The sequence below is a fragment of the Specibacter sp. NPDC078692 genome (assembly GCF_040686835.1).
Taxonomy (GTDB): Bacteria; Actinomycetota; Actinomycetes; order Actinomycetales; family Micrococcaceae; genus Specibacter.
Map to the genome: position 1 here is coordinate 1 of NZ_JBFBLV010000014.1, position 22,850 is coordinate 22,850.

At 60.3% G+C, this 22,850-nt stretch carries 21 protein-coding genes and 1 pseudogene; 20 read left to right on the forward strand and 2 right to left on the reverse strand.

Going from position 1 to position 22,850, the window contains the following annotated elements; all coding sequences use genetic code 11:
- A pseudogene (locus AB0O97_RS11145) lies at nucleotides 1-91 on the reverse strand (MarR family transcriptional regulator); the annotation flags it as partial.
- A gap of 473 nt (nucleotides 92-564) precedes the next feature.
- Between AB0O97_RS11145 and mraZ the strand changes: the two are divergent.
- Both mraZ and rsmH read left to right on the forward strand, forming a co-directional pair.
- Nucleotides 565-996 carry a division/cell wall cluster transcriptional repressor MraZ gene (gene mraZ / locus AB0O97_RS11150; RefSeq protein WP_363844428.1) on the forward strand — a complete coding sequence of 144 codons (432 nt, stop codon included), beginning with the start codon at nucleotides 565-567 and terminating at the stop codon, nucleotides 994-996.
- A 285-nt stretch (nucleotides 997-1,281) separates the two neighbouring features.
- Entirely contained in the window at nucleotides 1,282-2,280 is a 999-nt protein-coding gene (rsmH, locus tag AB0O97_RS11155; RefSeq protein ID WP_363844432.1) for a 16S rRNA (cytosine(1402)-N(4))-methyltransferase RsmH, read from the forward strand.
- Here rsmH and AB0O97_RS11160 read toward each other — a convergent pair.
- Nucleotides 2,264-2,491, reverse strand: coding sequence for a hypothetical protein (locus tag AB0O97_RS11160; RefSeq protein WP_363882503.1), 228 nt, complete (start codon nucleotides 2,489-2,491; stop codon nucleotides 2,264-2,266). The two genes, rsmH and AB0O97_RS11160, sit on opposite strands and share 17 nt — an antisense overlap.
- Here AB0O97_RS11160 and AB0O97_RS11165 point away from each other — a divergent pair.
- The 18 genes from AB0O97_RS11165 to AB0O97_RS11250 all read left to right on the forward strand — a co-directional run bounded on the left by AB0O97_RS11165 (nucleotide 2,490) and on the right by AB0O97_RS11250 (nucleotide 22,769).
- Entirely contained in the window at nucleotides 2,490-2,954 is a 465-nt protein-coding gene (locus tag AB0O97_RS11165) for a hypothetical protein (RefSeq protein ID WP_363882506.1), read from the forward strand. The genes AB0O97_RS11160 and AB0O97_RS11165 overlap by 2 nt on opposite strands.
- A gap of 130 nt (nucleotides 2,955-3,084) precedes the next feature.
- Complete coding sequence (locus AB0O97_RS11170; protein ID WP_363882509.1) at nucleotides 3,085-4,866, forward strand: penicillin-binding protein 2; 1,782 nt, start codon at nucleotides 3,085-3,087, stop codon at nucleotides 4,864-4,866.
- A 131-nt stretch (nucleotides 4,867-4,997) separates the two neighbouring features.
- Complete coding sequence (locus tag AB0O97_RS11175; protein WP_363882648.1) at nucleotides 4,998-6,647, forward strand: UDP-N-acetylmuramoyl-L-alanyl-D-glutamate--2,6-diaminopimelate ligase; 1,650 nt, start codon at nucleotides 4,998-5,000, stop codon at nucleotides 6,645-6,647.
- Nucleotides 6,640-8,139, forward strand: a complete 1,500-nt coding sequence (gene murF, locus AB0O97_RS11180; protein WP_363882512.1) for a UDP-N-acetylmuramoyl-tripeptide--D-alanyl-D-alanine ligase — start codon at nucleotides 6,640-6,642, stop codon at nucleotides 8,137-8,139. Before AB0O97_RS11175 ends, murF begins: the two co-directional genes overlap by 8 nt.
- Nucleotides 8,136-9,248, forward strand: a complete 1,113-nt coding sequence (mraY, locus tag AB0O97_RS11185; RefSeq protein WP_363844444.1) for a phospho-N-acetylmuramoyl-pentapeptide-transferase — start codon at nucleotides 8,136-8,138, stop codon at nucleotides 9,246-9,248. The genes murF and mraY overlap by 4 nt, the downstream gene beginning before the upstream one ends.
- Nucleotides 9,230-10,783 (forward strand): UDP-N-acetylmuramoyl-L-alanine--D-glutamate ligase, encoded by a 1,554-nt coding sequence (gene murD, locus AB0O97_RS11190; protein ID WP_363844447.1) that lies wholly within the window; start codon nucleotides 9,230-9,232, stop codon nucleotides 10,781-10,783. The genes mraY and murD overlap by 19 nt, the downstream gene beginning before the upstream one ends.
- Nucleotides 10,783-12,057 (forward strand): putative lipid II flippase FtsW, encoded by a 1,275-nt coding sequence (ftsW, locus tag AB0O97_RS11195; protein WP_363882516.1) that lies wholly within the window; start codon nucleotides 10,783-10,785, stop codon nucleotides 12,055-12,057. Before murD ends, ftsW begins: the two co-directional genes overlap by 1 nt.
- Entirely contained in the window at nucleotides 12,054-13,163 is a 1,110-nt protein-coding gene (murG, locus tag AB0O97_RS11200; protein ID WP_363882519.1) for an undecaprenyldiphospho-muramoylpentapeptide beta-N-acetylglucosaminyltransferase, read from the forward strand. Before ftsW ends, murG begins: the two co-directional genes overlap by 4 nt.
- Before the next feature lie 30 nt (nucleotides 13,164-13,193).
- On the forward strand, nucleotides 13,194-14,639 hold the full coding sequence (gene murC / locus AB0O97_RS11205) for a UDP-N-acetylmuramate--L-alanine ligase (RefSeq protein WP_363882522.1): 1,446 nt from the start codon (nucleotides 13,194-13,196) through the stop codon (nucleotides 14,637-14,639).
- Nucleotides 14,632-15,897 carry a cell division protein FtsQ/DivIB gene (locus AB0O97_RS11210; RefSeq protein WP_363882525.1) on the forward strand — a complete coding sequence of 422 codons (1,266 nt, stop codon included), beginning with the start codon at nucleotides 14,632-14,634 and terminating at the stop codon, nucleotides 15,895-15,897. Before murC ends, AB0O97_RS11210 begins: the two co-directional genes overlap by 8 nt.
- A gap of 405 nt (nucleotides 15,898-16,302) precedes the next feature.
- Entirely contained in the window at nucleotides 16,303-17,472 is a 1,170-nt protein-coding gene (ftsZ, locus tag AB0O97_RS11215) for a cell division protein FtsZ (protein ID WP_363844462.1), read from the forward strand.
- A 67-nt stretch (nucleotides 17,473-17,539) separates the two neighbouring features.
- Nucleotides 17,540-18,277: a polyphenol oxidase family protein gene (locus AB0O97_RS11220; protein WP_363844465.1), complete on the forward strand. Its 738-nt coding sequence runs from the start codon at nucleotides 17,540-17,542 to the stop codon at nucleotides 18,275-18,277.
- A gap of 72 nt (nucleotides 18,278-18,349) precedes the next feature.
- Complete coding sequence (locus tag AB0O97_RS11225; protein ID WP_363882528.1) at nucleotides 18,350-19,159, forward strand: YggS family pyridoxal phosphate enzyme; 810 nt, start codon at nucleotides 18,350-18,352, stop codon at nucleotides 19,157-19,159.
- 78 nt (nucleotides 19,160-19,237) lie between these two features.
- Nucleotides 19,238-19,765: a cell division protein SepF gene (gene sepF / locus AB0O97_RS11230; RefSeq protein ID WP_363844470.1), complete on the forward strand. Its 528-nt coding sequence runs from the start codon at nucleotides 19,238-19,240 to the stop codon at nucleotides 19,763-19,765.
- A 188-nt stretch (nucleotides 19,766-19,953) separates the two neighbouring features.
- The gene (locus AB0O97_RS11235) at nucleotides 19,954-20,244 is read left to right on the forward strand and encodes a YggT family protein (protein WP_363882531.1); all 291 of its coding nucleotides are present in this window, start codon (nucleotides 19,954-19,956) and stop codon (nucleotides 20,242-20,244) included.
- Nucleotides 20,245-20,389: 145 nt separating this feature from the next.
- Nucleotides 20,390-21,064, forward strand: coding sequence for a DivIVA domain-containing protein (locus AB0O97_RS11240; RefSeq protein ID WP_363844476.1), 675 nt, complete (start codon nucleotides 20,390-20,392; stop codon nucleotides 21,062-21,064).
- A 177-nt stretch (nucleotides 21,065-21,241) separates the two neighbouring features.
- Nucleotides 21,242-21,853 (forward strand): signal peptidase II, encoded by a 612-nt coding sequence (gene lspA, locus AB0O97_RS11245; protein WP_363882534.1) that lies wholly within the window; start codon nucleotides 21,242-21,244, stop codon nucleotides 21,851-21,853.
- Complete coding sequence (locus AB0O97_RS11250) at nucleotides 21,846-22,769, forward strand: RluA family pseudouridine synthase (protein WP_363882537.1); 924 nt, start codon at nucleotides 21,846-21,848, stop codon at nucleotides 22,767-22,769. Before lspA ends, AB0O97_RS11250 begins: the two co-directional genes overlap by 8 nt.
- Nucleotides 22,770-22,850: the final 81 nt, after the last annotated feature.

A 22,850-nucleotide genomic window follows, 5' to 3' on the forward strand; every position in this document is an offset into this window, starting at 1 on the left:
GCGTGAGCTCGGTATAGATCCCACGGCGGTCATCGGCGCACAGGATCCGCGTGAGTAGCCCGCGATCCTCCAGCCGGTTGACCAGGCGCGTCACTGTGCTGCCCCACGAACGCCGTCTTTTTTCATCTCTGAACCTCCGCAGCAGACCTCCTCTGGGCTCGCTTATGAGTCGCCGCTGTCACCGCTGCCGCTGAGTGGCCAAACAGCTTAACGAGCCAGTTGCCTTCGCCACATTTGCCCGGGCGGCGCAGTCGCCACTTCCAACCACGCAAGCACTCCCTTTTCCTCCACAGGAGCCCAGAGTGCCCTCTCGCGCCCCAGAAACACGCCAAAGTGCCGTGCTGTGGTGCCTGGGCGCCCCCACTCGGCGACACTGTTGATTTTTCCCTCCACGGCGTGAGGCTCCGCAAGATCCTTGCAATGGTGCGGAATTTGGTGGCGACACGGAGATGAAATCTAGGAAAATGAAGTTGACGGTGGAGGATTGTGGAGTAATGTGGAGCACGTAAGAGGGGAATGGGGCTAAGTTAGTCAAAAGCTCTCAACAATGAAGGCGGTGACGGGTTGTTTCTCGGAACACACTCACCGCGCCTTGATGAGAAGGGACGGATCATCCTTCCCGCAAAATTCCGGGAGGAATTATCCAGCGGACTGGTCCTGACCAAGGGGCAGGAAAACTGCATCTATGTATTTAGTGCTCGTGAATTTGAAAAAGTGCTGACACAGATGCAGGATGCGCCACTGTCCAATATGGCGGCCCGTGACTACATTCGAATCTTTCTATCAGGGGCCTCCGATGAGGTTCCGGATAAGCAAGGACGAGTCACTATTCCAGCTACCTTGCGTTCATACGCAGGGTTGGAAAAAGAACTCGTTGTCATCGGTGCCGGCAGCCGGGCGGAGATCTGGGACGCACAGTCCTGGAACGACTACTTGGCCGCCAAGGAAACAGCCTTCTCGGCTACAGACGAGTTGGGTATTCCCGGCATCAGCTAGCACCAGTAATACCGCAGCAACGGTGGTCTTGAATGAGATCTCCAGCCGCCCAGCAAGACCGTCAAACCTGGCTCACCTTCCCCGGAGCCAGGCGGGACGGGGCTTGGCGCGGAGGGGGATCTGGTTTAAGACCGTCTAGGTCTTGGGTCGGCACCGTGCAACGACGCACAGGTGTTGGCTAAACCAGAGCTACACCAGCAGTGACATGTTTGAATCGCCAGTTTGCAACGCCAGGGGGAACAACAGTTCTCCGCCGGTTATGACCGAAAAAGAAACGGAGTCGTGATGACGTCGGAAACCCCCACGCCACCTACGTCCGAACGTCACACTCCTGTACTAAAAGATCGTTGCATCAACCTCCTAGCCCCGGCCTTCGAAGTAGCCCGGGCCGCAGGGCGCACCCCCGTGGTCATTGATGCCACCTTGGGCATGGGCGGCCACAGTGAAGCAATGTTGCAGCGCTACCCAGATTTGCATCTGATTGGCATCGACCGTGACACCGAAGCACTGGGTTTGGCCGGGGAACGGCTGGCCCCCTTCCAGGGCCGAACCGATCTGGTCCATGCCGTCTATGACCAAATCAGCGAGGTGCTAGAAGATTTGGGAGTACCCAGCATTGACGGGATCTTGATGGATCTTGGCGTCTCATCCCTGCAACTCGACGAACGGGACCGCGGGTTCGCCTACTCCTTCGATGCTCCCTTGGATATGCGCATGGACACAAGCCGCGGCCAGACCGCAGCCGATGTCCTGAACAGCTACTCCGAGGAAGAGCTGGTACGTATCATCCGCAAGTGGGGCGAAGAGAAATTCGCCGGGCGCATTGCCAATCACATCGTCGCCGCTCGTGACAAGGCACCTCTGACCCGAACCGGGGAACTGGTGGATATCATTCGCAACGTGGTTCCCTCTGGAGCGGCCAAGACTGGCGGGCATCCCGCCAAGCGCACCTTCCAGGCGTTACGTATTGAAGTCAACGAGGAACTCAGCGTTTTGGAAAAAGCCATTCCTGCTGCTGTCGACGCGCTTGCCCTCCATGGCCGGGCCGTGGTCATGTCCTACCACTCGCTGGAAGACAAGATCGTCAAGGCTGTCTTTGCTGCCGGTTCACGTTCCTCGGCCCCCGCAGGATTCCCGGTGGAACTTGAAGAGCACAAAGCCACCTTGAAGCGCCTCACAAAGGGCACAGAAATACCAACTGAGCAGGAAATTGCAGAGAATCCGCGGGCTGCATCAGCACGCTTGCGGGCCGTGGAAAAGATCAGAGTCAGGAGTGCCGCATGAGCCCGAGCGCATCACGGACCATCCCTGTCACACTGGGCAGTACCGCCCGTGTGCTGACTGGGCCTTTGCCCGCGCCGCCTCCGGCACCCAAAGTCAAGAAGTCACGGGCATCATTGTCGCTGGTGGTTTCAACGCCGCGACGTGGACGCTCACCGTTGGCCGTCACCTTGGCGCTGATGATTATGGCCGCCATGGCAGTCGTTTTGGTCATGAGCATTTCCGTCTCCAAGGGCCAGTATGAGTTGGTGGGCCTGAAGAATCAGCAGTCAGAGCTGATCAAGGCAAACCAGACCATGGAGCAGGAAATCGCTGCGCATCAGGCGCCTCAGGAGCTGGCAGCACGAGCCGCAGCCCTGGGCATGGTCCCGGCAGGTACAACGGGACAGATTGATGTTCGCACCAAGGCCGTGAGTGGTTCGCCGCTCCCGGCCACAGCTGATACCAAGGGATTGGTAAATATTGCGCCCGCGGTCATCGACAAGCCTCGGTCCCAGCCCGCGTCGGAGGTTCCGTTGAGCCCCGCAGCCGAAGTTAGCGCAGCCAAGGACCAGGCTGGCGCGGCCTCAGATAAGACCGCGGATCAGGCTAAAGAGGCGGCAACTGTCCCGCCGGTGGTAGTTGCCCCGGACCTTAATGGCGGCACGATTCCAGCCCCGGCACAAAAGGACAGCTAACTTTTCTATGATGGACTGAGTGCTTCACGATTTTGCGAAGCAAGGAATGCAAGGGATTCAAGCAGTGGCAGAAAACTCAAGTCCAGACGTACACGGTGCAACTGCACAGCAACTGAATAAGATCGGTCGTGTGCGTCTCCGCTGGGGATTCATTGCCATGATGGCCATTCTGCTCATCATTGGCGGCAGACTTGTCCTGGTCCAAGGCCTAGATGTTGGAAATATGGCCGAGGCTGCTGAGAATCAGCGCAAGGTGGAGCAAGTTTTGCCGGCTGTCCGCGGGAAAATCGTGGACGCCAAAGGTAAAGTTCTGGCCGAAAGCATCATTCGCTACAACATCACCGTCTCGCAGATTAACTTTGCCGAATACCCCGAGTACGACCGTCTGGTCCTCGATCCAAAAACCGGCGAAACCGTGATCGATCCAGCCACTGGGAAGTGGAAAGTGGAGACGTTCACCTCCGATGAAGGCATCGCGCAATTGGCCAAAGTGTTGGATCTACCCTTCGAAGACGTCAAAAAGAGCGTGACCGGCGATAAGGTCCACAACTACGTCGCCATGGATGTCAGCCCCCTCGTGGAGAAGGAAGTTGCGGAACTGCGCGTTCCGGGCATCTACTCCGAATCCGTTACCAAACGTGTCTACCCCATGGGAGCCGTGGGTGGACCGATCGTTGGATTCCTGGACAGTGACGGTAAGGCTCTGGCAGGTATTGAACAGACCATGGACGCCAAGCTGACTGGAACCAACGGCACCCGCACGTACCAAGCCGGGAAGAATGGCATCATCATTCCCACAGCCCCCGTACGCACCGTGCCAGCTGTTGATGGGCAAACAGTGACGCTCACCATTGACCAAGACATCCAGTTTTATGCACAGCAGGCTGCTCAGCAGCAAAAGGAACAGTACAGCGCCCAGTGGGCCAGCATCACCGTCGTTGAGGCCAAGACCGGAAAAGTTGTGGCTATCGCCGACAGTGACTCTTACGATCCCAATAATGTGGCGGCCTCTGACACGGCCAACATTGGTTCTCGAAGCGTCAGCTCGGTGGTGGAACCCGGCTCTACGAGCAAGATCATGACCGCAGCGGCCCTCGTAGAAGAAGGCTTGGCCACGCCCATGAGCGAGTTCTTGGTCCCGCCAACTTTGACAGTAGACGGACAGACCTTCTCCGACTCGTTCACGCACGGAACAGAAAAGCGCACTCTCTCAGGCATCATCACCGATTCGATGAATACCGGAACCGTCATGGCCGGTTCGCGGCTGAGTCTGCAGCAGCGGTATGACTACATGCGCAAATTCGGTGTGGGGGAGAAGACAGGCATTGCACTGCCGGGTGAGAGCCCTGGCATCTTGGCGGATTGGCAGAACTGGGACGGCCGTCAGCGGTACAGCGTCCTGTTCGGCCAGGGTGTTGCCCAAACTCCGCTCCAAACCACCATGGTTTTCCAGACCATCGCCAACAACGGCGTCCGGCTCAAGCCCGCCATCATCGACTCCTTCACGCACGCGGATGGAACCGTCGAAACCGTGCCTCAGGCTGACGGTGTTAAGGTCATCAGCCCGGAAACGGCCAAGGATGCCCGCGACATGCTCGAAGGTGTTGTCACCATGACCGACTACAAGGTTGTTGACATCCCCGGTTACCGCACCGGCGGCAAGACCGGCACGGCCGAGGCTCCGGCGGACAACGGTGTGGGCTTTGACGGCTACACCACCTCCTTTATTGGCATGGCACCCATGGATGATCCCCGCTATGTGGTGGGCATAACTGTCCAACGGCCGCAGGGCAACGTCTATGGAGTCACTCAGGGGTATACGTTTAATCAGGTGATGGGCCAGGTGCTTCGTAGCAACGATGTTCCGCCGTCAACAACCCCGCCCGTCAAACTCCCCAAGTTCTACAAGTAATGGCGGAGAAAGAACATGCCACCACCGATCGTGGAGCAGAAAAGGATTCCCTACAAGTGCCTGTGAACACCCCCGCCAGCACCGTGCGGCCCAGCCACCACAGCGGTGCCACCTTGGCAGAGCTGGCCACTCTGGCGGGCATCAACCCGGATGCTTGGTCAAGCGCTCAGAAAGCCCATGCGAGTCTGCGGATCACCGGGGTCAGCCTGGATTCACGAGCCATCCACCCAGGCGATTTGTACCTAGCCCTGCCCGGTGCACGCAGTCACGGGGCCTCCTTTGCCGCAGCGGCCATTGCCTCCGGTGCCGTCGCCATCATGACGGACGACGCCGGCACCCTCCTCATGGGGGAATCACCCGCTGTGCCTGTTCTGACGTTGGCAGACGCGCGCGCCGTGGCTGGAAAACTCGCCGCACGCGTGTACGGCACCGCAGGTGCTTCAGCTTCCACACACCATCTGGATTTATTCGGCCTGACAGGCACCAACGGCAAGACCACCACAACATATTTTCTGAACTCGCTGCTACAGGCACTGGGGCACGGCACCGGCCTGATCGGAACAATTGAAATCTTGGCCGGTGAGGAAGCAATTCCCAGCAAACTGACCACGCCCGAATCCACAGATGTTCACGCCCTTCTGGCACTGATGGCCGAAAAAGGCCTCAGCGCAGCCTCCATGGAAGTTTCTTCACATGCTCTGGCGTTTGGCCGCGTGGATGGTGTGGTCTTTGATGTTGCCGGATTCACCAACCTCACCCAGGACCACCTGGACCTCCATGGCGGCATGGAGGGCTACTTTGACACCAAAGCAGCCCTATTTACTCCCGAGCATGCTCGCCACGCTGTCATCACCGTTGATGATCACTGGGGCCAGCGCATGGCTGCGGCCTCCACCCTCCCCACTGTCACCCTAGCCACGAACCTGGACGTCACATCTGCAGCAGACTGGCAAGTCCGGGATGTTCGTCGAGATGGTGTTGGTTCGCGCTTCACGCTCGTTGGCCCCGATGGCGCAGTTCTGGATGTTCACACCGGCCTGCCCGGCGGCTTCAACGTTTCCAACGCGGCGCTGGCGTTGCTCATGGTCACCACACAGCTGCTTGCGAAGCCCGCAGACGACGGTTCCGGCGTCGAAGGTTCACAGCGTCTGCAGGGGACTGGGGATAGCAGTAGCGCCCAGGACCATGCGGTGCTGAGGCGCCTGCAGGAAGTGCTGGACAGTCATGACCCCTTCACGGTGGAGGTGCCGGGCCGGATGCAGTTGATCGGCACGGCTCCTGTTGCCGTGGTGGATTTCGCCCACAACCCCGATGCGCTGGCCCGTGCCTTGGACGCCGTCCGGCCAGACACGCCGGGTGCGCGCGTCATTGCCGTGTTTGGTGCCACGGGGGAGCGTGATGTCACCAAGCGCCCCATCATGGGCGCCGTGGTTGCCCAGGGTGCTGACGTGGTGATCATTACCGATGACGACCCCCATGACGAGGACCCGGCGGCTATCCGGGCCGGTGTTCTAGCCGGAGCCTATGAAGCCCAGCAAAGTGGCGGTCTTCAGCGCGTCATTGAGGAGATCGGCCCGCGTGCCGAAGCCATCGCCCGAGCCGTGGAAATAGCGCGGGCCCAAGACGTTATTCTGGTCGCCGGACGCGGCCATGAAGTTTATCAAGAGGTCAAAGGGGTCAATATTTCCCTCGATGATCGGGTTGAATTGCGTGCCGCTCTCGTGGCCCACGGATTCCCCCTTACCGGAGCAAGCAAGATAGAGTCGCCAACTAATGATTGAAATTACAGCAGCCCACATCGCCGAGCTCACCCAGGGCACCCTGACACCGGGCACCGACCCGGATCTGCTCATTGATGTCGCCGCCATCGTCACCGATTCGCGTGATGCTGTGGCTGGGAGCGTGTACGTGGCCAAGGCCGGGGAAGCGGCCGACGGTCATAACTTCATCACAGCAGCCTTCGCTTCCGGTGCCGTGTTGGCTCTTGCCGAGCGGGAAACCGCGGACGACGCCGGAGCTCCCTTTCCAGCTGTCATCGTCGCCGACTCCGTGCTCGCCATGGGATCGATCGCGGCCGAGGTGGTGCGAGAGATCCGCGCCCATTCTCCGCTGAGTGTGATTGGGATCACCGGTTCCGCCGGCAAGACCACCACTAAGGATCTTTTGGCGGGCATTTTGTCTGCGCTGGGTCCCACCGTGGCCCCCGTGGGCTCCTATAACGGTGAAGTGGGTGTGCCCCTGACCGTTTTCCGTGCAGATGAGAACACCCGCTATTTGATCATTGAAATGGGCGCCACGAAGATGGGCCAGATCAAGTACCTCGGTGAGATGGTGCGCCCCGATCTGGGCGTGGTGTTGGGGGTGGGAAGTGCCCATGCGGGCGAGTTTGGCTCCATCGACAACATTGCTGTCGCTAAAGGCGAACTCGTCGAAGCGTTGTCAGCTACTGGCTGTGCGTTGCTCAACTTTGACGACAGCCGGGTGCGGGCCATGGCTGCGCGTTCCGGCGCACCGGTGCGTTTCTTTAGCAGTGCTGACGCCAACGTTGCCCAAGAGCAGCAGATGGTGCTGGCCCGCACAGTGCGCACGAATGCCGACGGTCAACCCGAATTCGGCCTTATTTTCCCCGGCCATAGCGAGCCTCTGCACGTGAGCAGCAAGCTTCTAGGGCTGCATCATGTGACGAACCTGCTCGCAGCCGCCTCCGCAGCTTACGCAGCCGGAGCCACACCGGAAACGATTGTCGCCTCGCTCAATGAGCAGCGCGCAGCCAGCCGCTACCGGATGGAACGCACCGACCGCAGCGATGGCGTGACCGTCATCAATGACGCCTACAACGCCAATCCGGAGTCCATGAGGGCAGCGTTGCGCACGTTGGCAGAGCTTGGCGGCAGCGGGGCGCGGCGCACCTGGGCCGTGTTGGGGGAGATGCTCGAACTCGGCGAGGAGTCGGTCCTAGAACACGATGCCGTGGGCCGTGTCGCCGTACGGCTGAACATTTCCCGACTGCTCGTGGTAGGCCAGGGCGCCCGTGCCATGCATGTCGGCGCTGTTATGGAGGGCTCGTGGGGAGATGAATCCATGTTCTTCGCCGATGCGGACGCCGCTGCCGCCGTTTTGGAAGCAGAGTTGGCTCCCGGGGACATTGTTTTATTCAAGTCTTCCAATGGCGCAGGGCTGCGGTTCCTAGGTGATCGGATAGCATTACCCACGGGGATTAGCCCCACACAAGCACGTGAGAACACAACAGGCGAAAGGACTGCCCAGCCATGATTGCATTGCTCATTGGAGCTGGTTTGGCTTTGGCCTTTGCCATGATCGGTACACCCCTGTTCATCAGGTTCCTGGTCAAACAGGGTTATGGCCAGATCATTCGAGAAGACGGGCCCACCACCCACCAGATCAAGCGCGGGACGCCCACCATGGGCGGCACCGTGGTGATCGGCTCCGTGGTGGCCGCCTACTTCATCACCCACTTGATCGTGTGGTTGGTCAACAATAATTCCACCGGCCCCACAGCCTCCGGGCTCCTCATGATCTATTTGATGGTGGGCATGGGACTGGTCGGATTCCTCGATGATTTCCTGAAGATCACCAAGCAACACAACACCGGCTTGAACCCCAAGGGGAAACTGCTGGGCCAGGCTGTTGTGGGTATTTCCTTCGCCGTTATGGCCTTGGGTTTCCCGGATAACGATGGCCTTACCCCGGCCAGTACGTTCATTTCCTTTGCTCGCGATATCCCCTCCTTGAACCTCGCCTTTGCCGGTGCGGGCCTGGGCGTGGTGCTGTTTGTGATCTGGTCCAACCTGATCATCACCGCAGCCACCAACGGCGTGAACTTGACCGATGGTTTGGACGGGCTGGCCACAGGTGCCGCCATTCTTGTCTTCGGCGCGTACACCCTCATGGGCTTGTGGCAGAGCAGCCAAGGCTGTGGCTCCCACAAGGTGCCCTCCGAGACCGTCTGCTACCAAGTCCGCGACCCGTTGGATCTGTCCCTGATCTCGGTCATCATGTTTGCCGCCCTGATCGGTTTCTTGTGGTGGAACACCTCCCCGGCCAAGATCTTCATGGGCGACACCGGATCCCTCGCCATCGGCGGCGCCATTGCCGGCTTCGCCATCCTCTCCCGCACGCAACTGCTGCTGCCCATCATTGGTGGCCTGTTCGTGCTCATCTCCGCTTCCGTCATCATCCAGGTTGGCTTCTTCAAGCTATCCAAGGGCAAGCGTGTCTTCCTCATGGCACCGTTGCAGCACCACTTCGAGCTCAAGGGCTGGAAGGAAGTCACAGTGGTTGTCCGGTTCTGGATCCTGGCAGGACTCATGGTCGCCGTGGGACTGGGAGCTTTTTACGCTGAATGGATTGTTCGACTGTGAGTGCATTGCAAAACCGACTTGATTCACTGACCAGCTGGGACGCCGACTGGGCAGGGTTGCGCGTGGTTGTCACCGGTATCAGCAAGACCGGCTTCTCCGTGGCAGACACCTTGGCTGAGCTCGGTGCCCAGGTGGTGGTCGTCGCCGCCTCGGACGACGACGACGCCCGGGCCAACGCCGACACCCTCAAGATTGTGGGGGTCACCCAGGTGATCTTGGGTGAAGACAGTTCCACCGTGTTGCCGCAGGTCAACGGTGAGCCCGCCGAACTAGTGGTCACCAGCCCCGGATACAAGCCATCTCACCCCCTGTTGGCTGCCGCGGCAGACGCGGGCATCCCCATCTGGGGGGATGTTGAACTGGCCTGGCGTGTGCGCCAGCGCGAGGGCAGGAAGACCGCCCGCTGGATCACCATCACCGGTACCAACGGCAAAACCACCACCACCACCATGGTGGAATCCATGCTGCAGGCGGCAGGTCTGCGCGCCATTGCCGCCGGAAACATTGGCACCCCCATTCTGGATGCCGTCCGTGATCCTGAGGGCTGGGATTTTCTGGCCGTGGAGCTCTCCACCTTCCAACTCCACTGGACCGAATCGCTGGCACCTGCCGCCAGCGTCTGCCTGAACCTGGCCGAAGATCACGTTGACTGGCACGGCAGCTTTGCAGCCTATGCCGCCGACAAAGCAAAAATCTATGCCAATACCGAAGTTGCGTGCGTCTACAACGCCGAGCAAATTGAGACCGAGCGCATGGTCCAAGAAGCCGATGTGCAAGAGGGTTGCCGCGCTGTAGGATTCACCACCGGCATCCCGGCCATCAGCATGGTCGGTGTTGTAGAAGGCCTGCTTGTGGACAGGGCTTTCATTGCAGAACGTAAGGATTCGGCAGCCGAGCTGGCCAAGGTTAGTGACATTGGCGAGCTGGTGCCCCGGCATCTTGTCGCCAACGCGGCGGCTGCTGCAGCACTTGTGCGGGCCTGCGGTCTGACCCCTGATGACGTACGCAAAGGTCTGGTGAACTACCAGAACGGTGACCACCGAATCCAGGCCGTTGCCAACGCCGAGGGTGTCCTCTGGGTCAACGATTCAAAGGCCACCAACCCACATGCTGCATCGGCGTCACTGGCTGCGTTCAAACCTGTCATCTGGATTGCCGGCGGTTTGTCCAAGGGCGTTGACTATGACGAACTGGTCCGCAACCACGCAGCACGGCTCAAGGCAGTGGTGCTGATTGGGGCCGACAGTTCAGATTTGGCCAGCTCCTTGGAGCGGCTGGCTCCGGGAGTGCAGGTCATTGCCACGCGTGCCAGCGGTGGCAGGCGTTCCAGCAGCTCCGAGCTGCGAGGGGATGCCGTCATGGCCGAAGCTGTGGCCGTAGCCTCATCATTGGCAACTGACGGCGACACGGTGCTGATGGCGCCGGCCTCAGCATCCATGGATCAGTTCACCTCGTACGCCCACCGAGGAAATGCCTTCATTGAATCTGTTCGGGAGCTGCTGGAATCACGGGCAAGCGCCAACAAGGAGTCATAGTGGCCAAAACGCCCGCACAGCCAAAGACCTCCGCCAAAGGCGTGCCCACCGCGGCCACCAAGAATGTGACGAAAGCTAAAGCCGGTGCGGCGCCGTTGACCGCTCCGGCTACGGGCGGCAAGGACAAAAGATTCCAACGATTCCGGGATGCCTTCAACGGTCGGGTCGGCCGCCCCACTTCGGGTTACTACTGGATCGTGGGCACCGCACTGGCGTTGACCCTGATTGGGCGCATGACTGTCCTGTCGGCATCCACGGCAGAAACCATCTCCAAGGGCCAGGACCCCTATGATCTGTTTCTGAAGGAATCCGCTTTTGCCTTGCTCGGGCTGGTCCTGATGTTCGTCTTATCGTGCGTGCCACCGACCATGTGGAAGAAAATTGCGCCGATTCTGCTCGGCATCGCGATCCTCCTGCTGGCTCTGGTCTTTACGCCCCTGGGTGTTAGCGCCGGCGGAAACATGAACTGGTTGGGGATTGGTGGCATCCAGTTTCAGCCCTCGGAAGCTGCCAAACTGGCCCTAGCCATCTGGATGGGTGCAGTCATCGCCGCCAAGGGGACGCTGATTCGACGGGTCATGCATATTCTGATCCCGATGGGAATTGGTGCCGGCCTGATCCTGTTGCTGGTCATGCTGGGCCGCGATCTAGGAACCGCAATCATCATTGGCCTCATGGTCCTGATGGGTCTCTGGTTTGGCGGGGTGCCCAAGCGTTACCTGGCACTAGCCGTCGTGGCGGCCGGCATCGTTGCCGTGCTTGCCAACATCTCCGACACGAATAGGACCGGCCGTTTTGCCGCCTGGCTTGGTGACTGCAGTGTGGAAGGTGCCTGCGATCAGTACATCAATGGTGCTTACGCCCTCGCCTCCGGAGGATGGTTTGGTGTTGGTCTGGGACAGAGCCGGCAAAAATGGAACTGGATTCCTGAGGCCCACAACGACTTCATCTTCGCCATCATCGGCGAGGAGTTCGGTCTCCTAGGCACCCTCGTCATTGTTGGGCTGTACGTGATCCTCGCCTTCTCGATCTTCCGGGTCATCAACTCCCGCAATGATCCTTTCGCCCGTGTTGTGTGCGGCATGATCATGACGTGGATCATCGGCCAAGCAGTGGTCAATATCGCCGTAGTGGTGGGCCTGCTTCCCGTGATTGGTGTGCCACTGCCGCTGATCTCCTATGGTGGAACAGCTCTGATCATGGTGCTGGCCGCCGTCGGAGTTGTCCTTTCCTTTTCCCGCACAGAGCCAGAAAGTAGTTTGAAGACTTCATGACACAGATCCACCCAACCCCCTTGTTAGTGGTTCTGGCCGGAGGAGGCTCGGCAGGGCATGTCAGCCCGTTACTGGCCATTGCGGCGGCCATCCGCGAGTTCTCTCCGGACAGCACCATTTTGGCCGTTGGAACCAGCTCGGGTCTGGAAGCCACCCTGGTGCCGGCGGCTGGTTTTGAGCTGACGTTCGTACAACGCATCCCGCTGCCACGGAAACCTTCCATGGATTTGGTGAAGCTGCCAGTGCGCATGGTGCGTGCCATTGGCGATGCCAAAAAGATTCTCCGAGAGGCCCAAGCAGATGTTTTGGTGGGTGTGGGCGGCTATGTGTGCACGCCCATGTACTTGGCGGCAAAATCGCTCGGTGTTCCCATCGTGATCCACGAGGCCAACACCACAGCTGGTCTGGCCAACAAAGTCGGGGCACGCTACACCACCAACGTGGGGACCGCTTTCGCAGCGACAGCCATCCGGCACGCTCATCTTGTGGGCATGCCCATGCGCAAGGAAATTGCTACCTTGCAACGGGGTTCCGCCCAGGCCGGGGCCCGGGAACGCCTCGGACTAGAGGAGCACAAACCCACGTTGATCGTCACCGGCGGTTCGCTGGGCGCATTGCGACTGAACCAAGGCATTGCCGGTTCCGTCCAGGCACTGGCCGACGCCGGTATCCAGACCCTGCACATCACGGGCAAGGGAAAAACAGTGCTTGATGCCAACGGCGAGCCGCTGGCTGCGCCGGGCTACCGTCAGGTGGAATACGTGGACCGGATGGAAGACGTGTACGCGGCGGCAGATCTACTGTTGTGCCGCTCAGGTGCCGGAACAGTGTCGGAGGTGGCCGCCGTCGGACTTGCTGCGGTATTTGTGCCCCTGCCCATCGGCAACGGGGAACAGGCGCGCAACGCGGCCGGACTCGTTGACGCTGGCGCGGCATTACTGGTGCCGGACGCTGAACTGGATGCGGCCTGGATTCGCTCGGAGTTGATACCGCTGTGCCTGGATACGCCCAGATTAGAACGCATGGGTGCCAGCGCCGCCGGACTGGGCATTCGTGACGCGGCTGAGAGTATGGCTGCTATGGTGTTCGCCGCGAGCGGGAAGTAGACGGAAATGACGGATAAGGGTAGCCCAACGATGTACACACCACCCACACTTGCCGAACTGGGACGGGTCCATTTTATTGGGATGGGCGGGGCCGGAATGTCGGCGATCGCCCGGATCATGCTGGGCCAGGGCCTCACTGTCAGTGGTTCTGACGCCAAGGACTCTGCCGGACTGAGAGCATTGGCCACCTTAGGCGCCATCGTGCACGTGGGCCAGGCTGGTGAGCACATCGCTGCTGTGGACACCGTGGTGATCTCCACCGCCATCCGCGAGGACAACCCCGAACTGCTCGCGGCACGCGCGGCCGGACTGCGCATTTTGCACCGCTCACAGGCGCTGGCCGCTGCCATGGCTGAAGATGTGGTGGTTGCAGTCGCCGGCACCCACGGGAAGACCACCACGACCTCGATGATCACCGTCATGTTGCGCGGTGCCGGAGTGGACGCCTCCTTCGCTGTGGGCAGCACAGTCCAGGGCTTGGGCGTCAACGCGGCCCATGGCACCGCAGGGGTGTTCGTGGCCGAAGCCGACGAATCCGATGCTTCCTTCCTCAACTACCGGCCGAACATCGCCGTGGTCACCAACCTTGAAGCCGACCATCTGGACCACTATGGCACCGCCGAAAATGTCTACGCCGCCTTTGGACAGTTTGTAGAACTGCTCCCGCCCGGTGGCACCTTGGTGGCCTGCGCGGACGACGTCGGATCGGCCGCCTTGGCTGCCCAGGCCAAGGCGTCAGGAACACGCACCATCAGCTACGGCTTTGCTAAAGACGCTGATGTGAGGCTGATTCCCGGACACCACGACGGCTTGTTCACCACCGCGACCGTGCAGCTGCAAGGCGCCGAGTGGGGCAGTGCCGGTTCTTCCGACGCTGCAGGGGCGGCTCAGTTGGAACTACGGCTACAGGTTCCCGGCGACCATAACCTCAGCAATGCAGCTGCCGCTGTGGCCGTTGCGCTGGTACTGGGCGTTGACGCTAACAGTGCGCTAACTGCCTTGGGCACTTTCGCTGGCGCAGCCCGGCGCTTTGAGGCCAAGGGGGAGGCCCGCGGGGTGGCCGTCTTTGACGACTACGCCCATCACCCCACCGAAGTCCGGGCCGCGTTGCTAGCCGCCCGGACCGTGGCAGGGGCACACAAGGTGCACGTACTGTTCCAGCCGCACCTATTTTCCCGGACCGCAGAATTCGCCACCGAATTTGCACAGGCATTGAATCTGGCAGACACCGTCGCCGTGCTTGATATTTATGCCGCCCGCGAAGATCCTGTTCCCGGGATCACCAGTGAGCTGATCACAGTCGCCTTGAACAAACCCTTCGGGTACGCCCCGGACCCCGCAGCGGCCGTGGCTGCTTTGTGCCGTGCTGCTGTTGCCGGAGACATCATTTTGACAGTGGGCGCAGGAGATGTCACCGAGTTCGGCCCGGTTCTGGTTGCGGCGCTATCTGCTGGCAGCGAGGGCGGCAATGGCTGAACCACGTAAGCCTCGAGTCATCCGCACCCGCATCCCCACCGCTGCGCAGACCACAGCAGCTACCGGCGCTGCGAAGGCTGCTGACCCGAAGAAATCAGACCCTAAGAAAACAGGGGCGAAGGATCCGGCCCCGAGCGGTGCTGATGCGAAGGCTGCTGCTGTTTCAGGCGTCCCACAGCTTTCTGGGACGGTGCGCGGAACCAGCGAGAAGGTGGCAAAGCTGCCGGTGCCCGTTGAAGTCCCTGACCCCTCTGTAGGCGCAGACCCCTCTGTCGTAACAAACGCGGCGAAGAATCTTCTCCGGGTGCCGCGCCCACGCGCCCGAGTGAAGCCGCGCGCGCCCGAAGCAGCCAAGTCTGGTTCTGCCACTGAAGGATCCGCTGAGGCAGGCTCGGCCAAGCGTGGATCAGGGAAGTCCGCAGCGACCAAGAAAGTTACATCCAAGCCTGCACCAGCCACGTCAGCACCGGCGGCGGATGCTTCCGAAGATGCCGCAGCTGATGGCAACACAGGGGCACAGGTACTGGCTTTTCCCATGCCGAGCTACAAGCGCCGCCGACGCGCCTTCTTGCTCACGGCAGCCGGCGTCTTGGCGGTGCTGGCCTTGGTCATGGGCGTTGCCCTCTACTCCCCGGTTTTGGGGGTGAAGACAGTGGTCTTTGAGGGTAACAAGCTGGTCAGCGAAGACACCTTAGGGCTGGCCTTGGCTCCGATCATCTCCCGCCCCCTGCCGCAGGTGACCGCCGAAGATGTTTCGGCACTTTTGGCACCTGTCGTGCAGATCAAGAGTTCCCGGATCGAAGCTCGGCCGCCGTCCACGTTGGTGGTACACGTCGTGGAACGGGTACCCGTTGCGCTATTGCAGAACGGTGAAACATATTCATTGGTAGACCAAGACGGTGTTGAGCTCGGCACTACCAAGGATGCTGCCGCTGCAGCGCTGCCGCTCATTGATGGCGGCAATGCGGCAATCGGCAAGGACACCTTCCAGGCCATGACTTCGGTGTTGGCGACACTGCCCAAATCCATCTTGACCCAGCTGGCTAACGCAACGGCCAAGTCCCCGGACGCCGTGGAACTGCGTCTGGTTGATGGGCGCAGTGTGGTGTGGGGCAATGCCAGTGACATGGAGCTCAAGGCCACGGTTTTAGAATCGCTGTTGAATGCTCCGACGCCCACGGCGCAGCCGGGCAAGCCAGCTCCCGTGCCGGCTCAAGTGTTCGATGTCAGTGCCCCGCGCCATCCGGTGACGCGGTGATGGTGCGGTGATGTGCCGGTGGTGTTTTGCGCGTGGCGGCCATCGCACGGTGGCAGCTGTACGTAACCGTGTGACTAGCCTTGCAAGTCACCAAGTGGCTGTGCAACCTTCAGAAGCTACACGGAACGACACGGATAGAGGTGTTTGAGACGTTTTTTTGGGGGATTCTGGCGACACGCGGCAGCGGTAATTGCATGCGGCGCAGATGCACCATAGCGTCACAGACAAGAGTTAGTTGACATAACTATAACCTTCAAGTTGAAGGTTAAGCTACCAAAGCTTCAGGCATTGCTTCAAGGTTGCTCCCAGGATTGATGCTGGCAGCTTGCAGGCGCATTGATTTTTTAGGTAGCAAAGGCACGCTTTTTTGATCTTTCAGCAACATACGAACAAGGGACACGTAACGTGGCAGCACCCCAGAATTACTTGGCAGTCATCAAAGTCGTCGGCATCGGCGGCGGCGGCGTAAATGCAGTGAACCGCATGATTGACGTGGGTCTGCGTGGCGTCGAATTCATCGCCATCAACACTGACGCCCAGGCGCTGTTGATGAGTGACGCCGACGTCAAGCTTGATGTGGGACGCGAACTAACCCGCGGTCTCGGCGCAGGCGCCAACCCTGATGTCGGCCGTCAGGCAGCAGAGGACCATCAGGAAGAGATCGAAGAAGTCCTGCGCGGCGCCGACATGGTGTTCGTGACCGCTGGCGAAGGTGGCGGCACCGGAACCGGTGGCGCTCCCGTGGTGGCTCGCATCGCTCGCTCGCTCGGCGCCTTGACCATCGGTGTGGTCACCCGTCCCTTCACCTTCGAAGGCCGCCGCCGCGCCACGAGTGCCGACAACGGCATCGAGGCTCTGCGCGACGAGGTTGACACGCTCATCGTCATCCCGAACGATCGCTTGCTCTCCATCAGCGACCGCAACGTCTCTGTCATGGACGCTTTCCGTTCTGCCGATCAGGTGCTGCTGTCCGGCGTCCAGGGCATTACCGATCTCATCACAACTCCCGGCTTGATCAACCTTGACTTTGCTGACGTCAAGTCAGTCATGCAGGGTGCCGGTTCGGCACTCATGGGTATTGGTTCGGCCCGCGGTGAAGACCGTGCCGTCAAGGCTGCCGAGCTCGCTATTGCGTCCCCGCTGCTGGAAGCCTCGATCGACGGCGCCCACGGCGTCCTGCTGTCCGTCCAGGGTGGTTCAGATCTGGGACTCTTCGAGATCAACGAGGCCGCACGTCTCGTTCAGGAAGTGGCCCACCCCGAAGCCAACATCATCTTCGGTGCTGTCATCGACGATGCGCTAGGTGACGAAGTTCGCGTGACTGTCATTGCTGCCGGTTTTGACGCACCTGACTCTGCCCCGGAAGTTGCCGAGCCTGTTGCCGCTGCTGTTCCGCCAGCTCCGGCGGCCGTGCCCAGCAGCGCATCTGTCACCAATTTGAACCAGTGGGGCCAGCAGTCGGCATCGCACGTTCCTGCCGACGGCGGTTTTGATGTGGAACTGCCAGCCATTGTGGAACCAGATCTCACCGGCCACCGTTCCGATGACCTGGATGTCCCCGACTTCCTCAAGTAAGCGGTTGAGTGCCGGCAGCCATCGCTGCCAGCCTTGAAGAACAACGATGAATGGTCAGGTTGCATAGATGTTTTCCGTCCAGCAGGTGCGCCCCGGAGTATGGGTCGGTTTCACCGGCACGGAGACAGGCAACCTGGCCTTTCATGTTGGGGATGATCCTGGCAACGTGAGCCTGCGCCGGGATGCGCTGAATCTTCAGTTATCAGAGCTGAGCGGAGCTGTGGTGTCCTTGGCCTATATGAGCCAAGTTCACGGAAACGAGGTAGCCCTAATTCCCGAGCGCTCGGAATCTGGGACAGTTGCGGTTGCGGGTCCGGCACCAACCGCCGATGCCTTGGTCTCTAAGGGTGCCGGTCTGGCGGTCATGGTCGCCGATTGTGTTCCCGTTGTTTTAGTAGCCGAAGACGCCGACGGCGGGCTGACGCTGGCCGTGGCTCATGCTGGCAGGCCCGGGGTGGAGACAGGTGTCATCGGAGCCGTGGTGGCGCGCATGCGGGCCGAAGGGGCGCAGCGGATCGAGGCGTGGCTGGGACCGAGTATTTGCGGTCGCTGCTACGAAGTTCCCGAGTCCATGCGAGCCGCCGTAGCTGCGCAGGTGCCCGAATCGTTCGCCACCACATCGTGGGGAACGCCGGCTCTGGACCTGCCCGCCGCCGTTGTGGCGCAGTTGCGCGCTCTTGAGGTCCTAGCTCATCCCAGCGGTGAGTGCACACTTGAGAACCCGGCCTTTCATTCTCACCGCCGCGCCGTTCGGGACAGCTCGGCAGAGGGCCGCTTCATAGGCTTTGTCGTCTCGGCCCCTTAGCCTGAGGCCAGCGTTCGTTTCGTTTAGATCAACCCCAACAGCAGCCATTGCGCAGTGAAAGCCGCCGATCCCATGAATTCGCAGGACCCCCGTACACTTCAACTCGCCGAACGTCTAGACGCGGTCAAGGCCCGAATTGCGGCTGCCCAGTCCACTTCGACACGGTCGAGGACAGGCCAGCCGGATTCGGGCACACCCACGCTCATCGTGGTGACCAAGTTCCATCCAGCAGCAGATGTCTTGCGTCTTCAAAGCCTCGGTGTGGCTGACGTTGGCGAAAACCGGGACCAGGAGGCAGCGTCCAAGGCGTTGGAGGTAGCCGCTGCAGGCGCTGCGCCACTGCGCTGGCATTTCATTGGCCAGTTGCAAAAGAACAAAGCCAAGTCCGTGGCGGCCTACGCACATTCGGTGCAATCCATTGACAGAGCTTCTCTGGTGACGGCGTTGGGTAATGCCATGGCCAGGGAATTGGGCACCACCGGACGGGCACCGTTGGAGTGTTTCATTCAAGTAGATCTCTCCGGTGCCTACGCGGATCTCGCTGAGACTGCAGGCCTCGCTGACGCGGCCGCTCAGGCGGCCAGCGGGCCAAGCAGCAGGGGAGGGGCGGCGCCGTCGTCCATCATGGAGCTGGCCGATCAGATTGCTAGTGCACCGGGACTCAGTCTCGCCGGGCTCATGGCAGTGGCGCCTCTGGGGTTTGAGCCGGAGGCAGCGTTTGAATTATTGGCAACAGCATCGGCACGGCTGGTGGCTGCACATCCAAACGCCACCGCTATTTCAGCGGGCATGAGCCACGATTTGGAGGCGGCCATGGCAGCAGGGGCGACACACCTGCGTGTCGGTTCCGATATCCTCGGCCCCCGCCCGGTGGTGCTGTAGCGTTTTGAGAACAGCAGGCATACCGTTCGCCCGCTGAATACAGAGTTTTCTAGCTTTGCACACTAATGAGGAGCAACCATGGCTGGCGCTATGCGCAAGACAATGATCTTTCTTGGGCTCGCCGACGGTGACGAGCACTATGACGCGGAGCATGCTCCGCCGTTGCCTAAAGAAGACATCCACGAAGACGTGTTTGAGCGCGACGCTGCCCCGGCTCCTGCCGCAGCAGCTGAACCCTCGGCGCCCAAGGCCGGCGATGACGAATACCGTGCTCCGGTAACCCCCATCAAGCGTGCTGCATCTACCCGGGAAGAGGCTGAAAGTTTGCGCCAGATCACCACAGTCCATCCTCGTTCCTACAATGACGCAAAGATCATTGGGGAGAGCTTCCGGGATGGTATTCCGGTCATCATGAACGTCACCGACATGGGTGAAGCCGACGCCAAGCGTCTGGTGGACTTCTCTGCCGGACTGGTCTTCGGTCTGCGCGGCTCCATTGAGCGGGTCACCAACAAGGTGTTCTTGCTCTCGCCGTCCTACATCGAGGTGCTCGGCGACGACAAGAAGATCTCCGACACGCAGGCGAGCTTCTTCAACCAGAGCTAGTAGCACAACGACATAAAAAGTTTTTCAACGAACTGCCCGGGCACAAAGTGTCCGGGCAGTTCGTTAAGCTGATGACCGCAAGAAGCGGTGGGGTCGGGTCAATCCCCAGCTGATTGCTTTACTCTGGTTTTAAGGCTCGTCTTTTCCTGCCGGTTCTTTTCCGCCACCTAGTGATTGTGTGCACACGCGTGACAATTGTCTTTGCTCTCCTGTACCTGCTCCTGCTGCTGTACTTCCTGACGTTACTGTTACGCATGGTCTTTGACTGGATTCAGGTCTTTGCCCGTGATTGGCGGCCTAAGGGTGCGGCCCTGGTGGGTGCCTCGCTGGTGTACCGACTCACGGACCCGCCGCTGCGCAAGCTCCGAGCCATGATTCCGCCGCTGAGAATTGGTGCCGTAGCCCTCGATATCGGCTTCCTTTTGTTGCTGGTTTCCGTCGGCATTGGGATGAGTATCACAAGAAGTTTTGTCGGTTAGGGTCGCGTCGTTAGTTTTCACCGAGGAAAAGTTATATTGTAAAAGCGAAAGACCCCAGTTCAGATCTCCAGATTTGTATTCGGTACCGCAGTCCGGGCAGGTTTCGGCCGGTTTCTGACTCACATAAGACCAATGAGGTGACTAAATGGCGCTAACGCCAGAAGACGTTGTCAACAAGCGGTTCCAGCCGACAAAGTTTCGTGAAGGCTATGACCAGGACGAAGTCGACGATTTTCTTGACGAGATCGTCGTTGAGCTTCGCCGACTCCACCAGGAAAACGACGAGCTGCGCAAGCAGCTCGCAGACGGTGGCTCCGACGCTGCAGTAGCCGCGGCTCCCGCAGCCCCGGTGCTCGCCAAGGAACCCGAGCCGGCCAAGGCCGAGCCCGTTGTCGTTGAGCCTGAGGTTGTGGAGCCCGTCAAGGCTCCGGAACCCGTTGTTGAAGAAAAGGTAGAGGCAGCGCCTGCTCCGGCAGCGCCGAGCTCCTCCGCACAATCAGCCAGTGGCGTTCTTGCCATGGCCGAGCGCCTGCACGACGAATACGTCAACGCCGGTGTTGAGCAGCGCGACAAGATCATTGCCGAGGCACAGATCGAAGCCAGCACGCTCGTCAACGATGCCCAGGAGAAGAGCCGTAAGACGCTTGGTGCCCTGGAACAGCAGCGTTCAGTACTCGAGCGCAAGGTCGAGCAGCTGCGCGGCTTCGAGCGCGACTACCGTTCACGCTTGAAGAGCTACATCGAAGGCCAGCTGCGTGACTTGGATGCCCGTGGCTCAGTGGCAGCCCCGGACTTCGCCGAAGGCGCTCTAGAGTCCTAAGTGAAAAAACTACAAGCCGGTGGAGCAAGGAAACTTGTTCCACCGGCTTTAGTTCGTTAAACCGGCCTTTGAACTTTGTTCCTCCGCCCCGAAATACAGTGGGTCCGGGAGAGCGGATATAGCCGCCTATGATTGAAACTATCCTTGTGCTTTAACACCCAAACAACTGAAAGCGTCATGAGCGAGAACTCTTTGCCGGCTCCGGCAACCGCTGCCAAGCCCCGCCGCCGCCACTTCTGGTGGATCTGGCTCGGCGTTGCAGCCTTTGCCTACCTTTGCGATCAACTGACCAAATGGTGGGTGAGCTCCACCATGGAAATTGGTGAGAAGACCCCCGTCATCGATGGGCTCCTGCAGTGGTACCACATCCTCAATTCCGGTGCGGCATTCTCCATCGGTGAGAACTTCACTTGGGTGTTCACCATCATCATGGCTGCCGTATCCATCGCGATCATTGTCTTCTCGCGCAAGATCGGCTCCGTCTGGTGGTCGATCGGCCTGGGCTTGGTTCTCGGCGGCGCCCTGGGTAACCTGACAGACCGGCTGTTCCGTCCGCCGTCGTTCGGCATGGGACACGTGGTGGACTTCATCTCCTTCCCCAACTTCGCCATCTTCAACATGGCAGACATGGCGGTGGTGGGTGGCGTGATCGTGATTTGTCTGCTGACACTATTGGGGATCGGTATGGACGGTACTAAGACGGAATCGGGCAAGGCCTCAGCCGAGCAGGCACCAGTGGAGAAGAGTAACGAGCATGGGAACAGCGACGATAGGCATAGCAATGACTGAGACTTTCCTTGTTCCCGAGCACGTTGCTGGCAACCGGGCCGACGCCGCACTGGCCGCCTTGTTGGGAATCTCCCGTTCAGCTGCGGCCCTGCTGTGCACCGAGGGCAACGTGCTACAAAATGGTGCGGCCATGGGCAAAAGCGATAAATTCCTTGCCGGCGCCAGCGTACAGGTCACCATTCCGGAACGGCGTGACCCGTTGGAAGTCATTGTGGAGCCTGTGGACGGTTTGAATATTCTGTTGGACGACGAGCACTTTGTTGTGGTCGACAAGCCGGTAGGCGTTGCCGCGCACCCGTCTCCTGGCTGGGTTGGTCCCACTGTTGTGGGCGGGCTGGCAGCGGCCGGCTTCCGTATCTCCACCTCCGGAGCGCAGGAGCGCGTGGGTATTGTGCACCGTCTGGACGTGGGCACCTCCGGCGCCATGGTGGTGGCCAAAACCGAGCACGCCTACACCGTGCTCAAGCAGGCCTTCCGTGAGCGGACCGTGGAGAAGGTTTACCACGCTGTAGTTCAGGGTTTGCCCGATCCTTTGCAAGGCACCATCGACGCACCCATTGGTCGCCATCCTGGCCACGATTGGCGCTTCGCCGTGATCGAAGACGGGCGCCCTTCCGTCACCCACTACGAGGTGTTGGAGGCGTTTGGCAAGGCCTCGCTGGTGGAGGTGCACCTGGAAACGGGGCGCACCCACCAGATTCGTGTGCACTTCTCCGCTCTTCGCCACCCCTGTGCCGGCGACCTCACGTACGGCGCCGATCCAAGCTTGGCGGCCGAATTGGGCCTGACACGCCAGTGGCTGCACGCCCACAAGCTCGGCTTCACGCACCCCGCCACGGGGGAGTGGGTCAGTGTCACCAGCCCGTATCCGCAGGATCTGAGCTACGCGCTGGATCATCTCCGCGGCGAGCACTAGCGGCTGTAGCATGCTCGACGGCGGGAGGCTGACTCTGAGAGTCGACCTCCCGCCGTCGAGCTTTAAGCACCGTAGAATAGA

What these genes read in the sequence shown, in the direction of transcription:
- rsmH (WP_363844432.1), top strand. Translation starts at nt 1,282, where the DNA reads ATGACGTCGGAAACCCCCACGCCACCTACGTCCGAACGTCACACTCCT.
- AB0O97_RS11165 (WP_363882506.1), top strand. Translation starts at nt 2,490, where the DNA reads ATGAGCATTTCCGTCTCCAAGGGCCAGTATGAGTTGGTGGGCCTGAAG.
- AB0O97_RS11160 (WP_363882503.1), bottom strand. Translation starts at nt 2,491, where the DNA reads ATGACCAAAACGACTGCCATGGCGGCCATAATCATCAGCGCCAAGGTG.
- murF (WP_363882512.1), top strand. Translation starts at nt 6,640, where the DNA reads ATGATTGAAATTACAGCAGCCCACATCGCCGAGCTCACCCAGGGCACC.
- mraY (WP_363844444.1), top strand. Translation starts at nt 8,136, where the DNA reads ATGATTGCATTGCTCATTGGAGCTGGTTTGGCTTTGGCCTTTGCCATG.
- murD (WP_363844447.1), top strand. Translation starts at nt 9,230, where the DNA reads ATGGATTGTTCGACTGTGAGTGCATTGCAAAACCGACTTGATTCACTG.
- murG (WP_363882519.1), top strand. Translation starts at nt 12,054, where the DNA reads ATGACACAGATCCACCCAACCCCCTTGTTAGTGGTTCTGGCCGGAGGA.
- murC (WP_363882522.1), top strand. Translation starts at nt 13,194, where the DNA reads ATGTACACACCACCCACACTTGCCGAACTGGGACGGGTCCATTTTATT.
- AB0O97_RS11210 (WP_363882525.1), top strand. Translation starts at nt 14,632, where the DNA reads ATGGCTGAACCACGTAAGCCTCGAGTCATCCGCACCCGCATCCCCACC.
- AB0O97_RS11220 (WP_363844465.1), top strand. Translation starts at nt 17,540, where the DNA reads ATGTTTTCCGTCCAGCAGGTGCGCCCCGGAGTATGGGTCGGTTTCACC.
- AB0O97_RS11225 (WP_363882528.1), top strand. Translation starts at nt 18,350, where the DNA reads ATGAATTCGCAGGACCCCCGTACACTTCAACTCGCCGAACGTCTAGAC.
- sepF (WP_363844470.1), top strand. Translation starts at nt 19,238, where the DNA reads ATGGCTGGCGCTATGCGCAAGACAATGATCTTTCTTGGGCTCGCCGAC.
- AB0O97_RS11240 (WP_363844476.1), top strand. Translation starts at nt 20,390, where the DNA reads ATGGCGCTAACGCCAGAAGACGTTGTCAACAAGCGGTTCCAGCCGACA.
- lspA (WP_363882534.1), top strand. Translation starts at nt 21,242, where the DNA reads ATGAGCGAGAACTCTTTGCCGGCTCCGGCAACCGCTGCCAAGCCCCGC.
- AB0O97_RS11250 (WP_363882537.1), top strand. Translation starts at nt 21,846, where the DNA reads ATGACTGAGACTTTCCTTGTTCCCGAGCACGTTGCTGGCAACCGGGCC.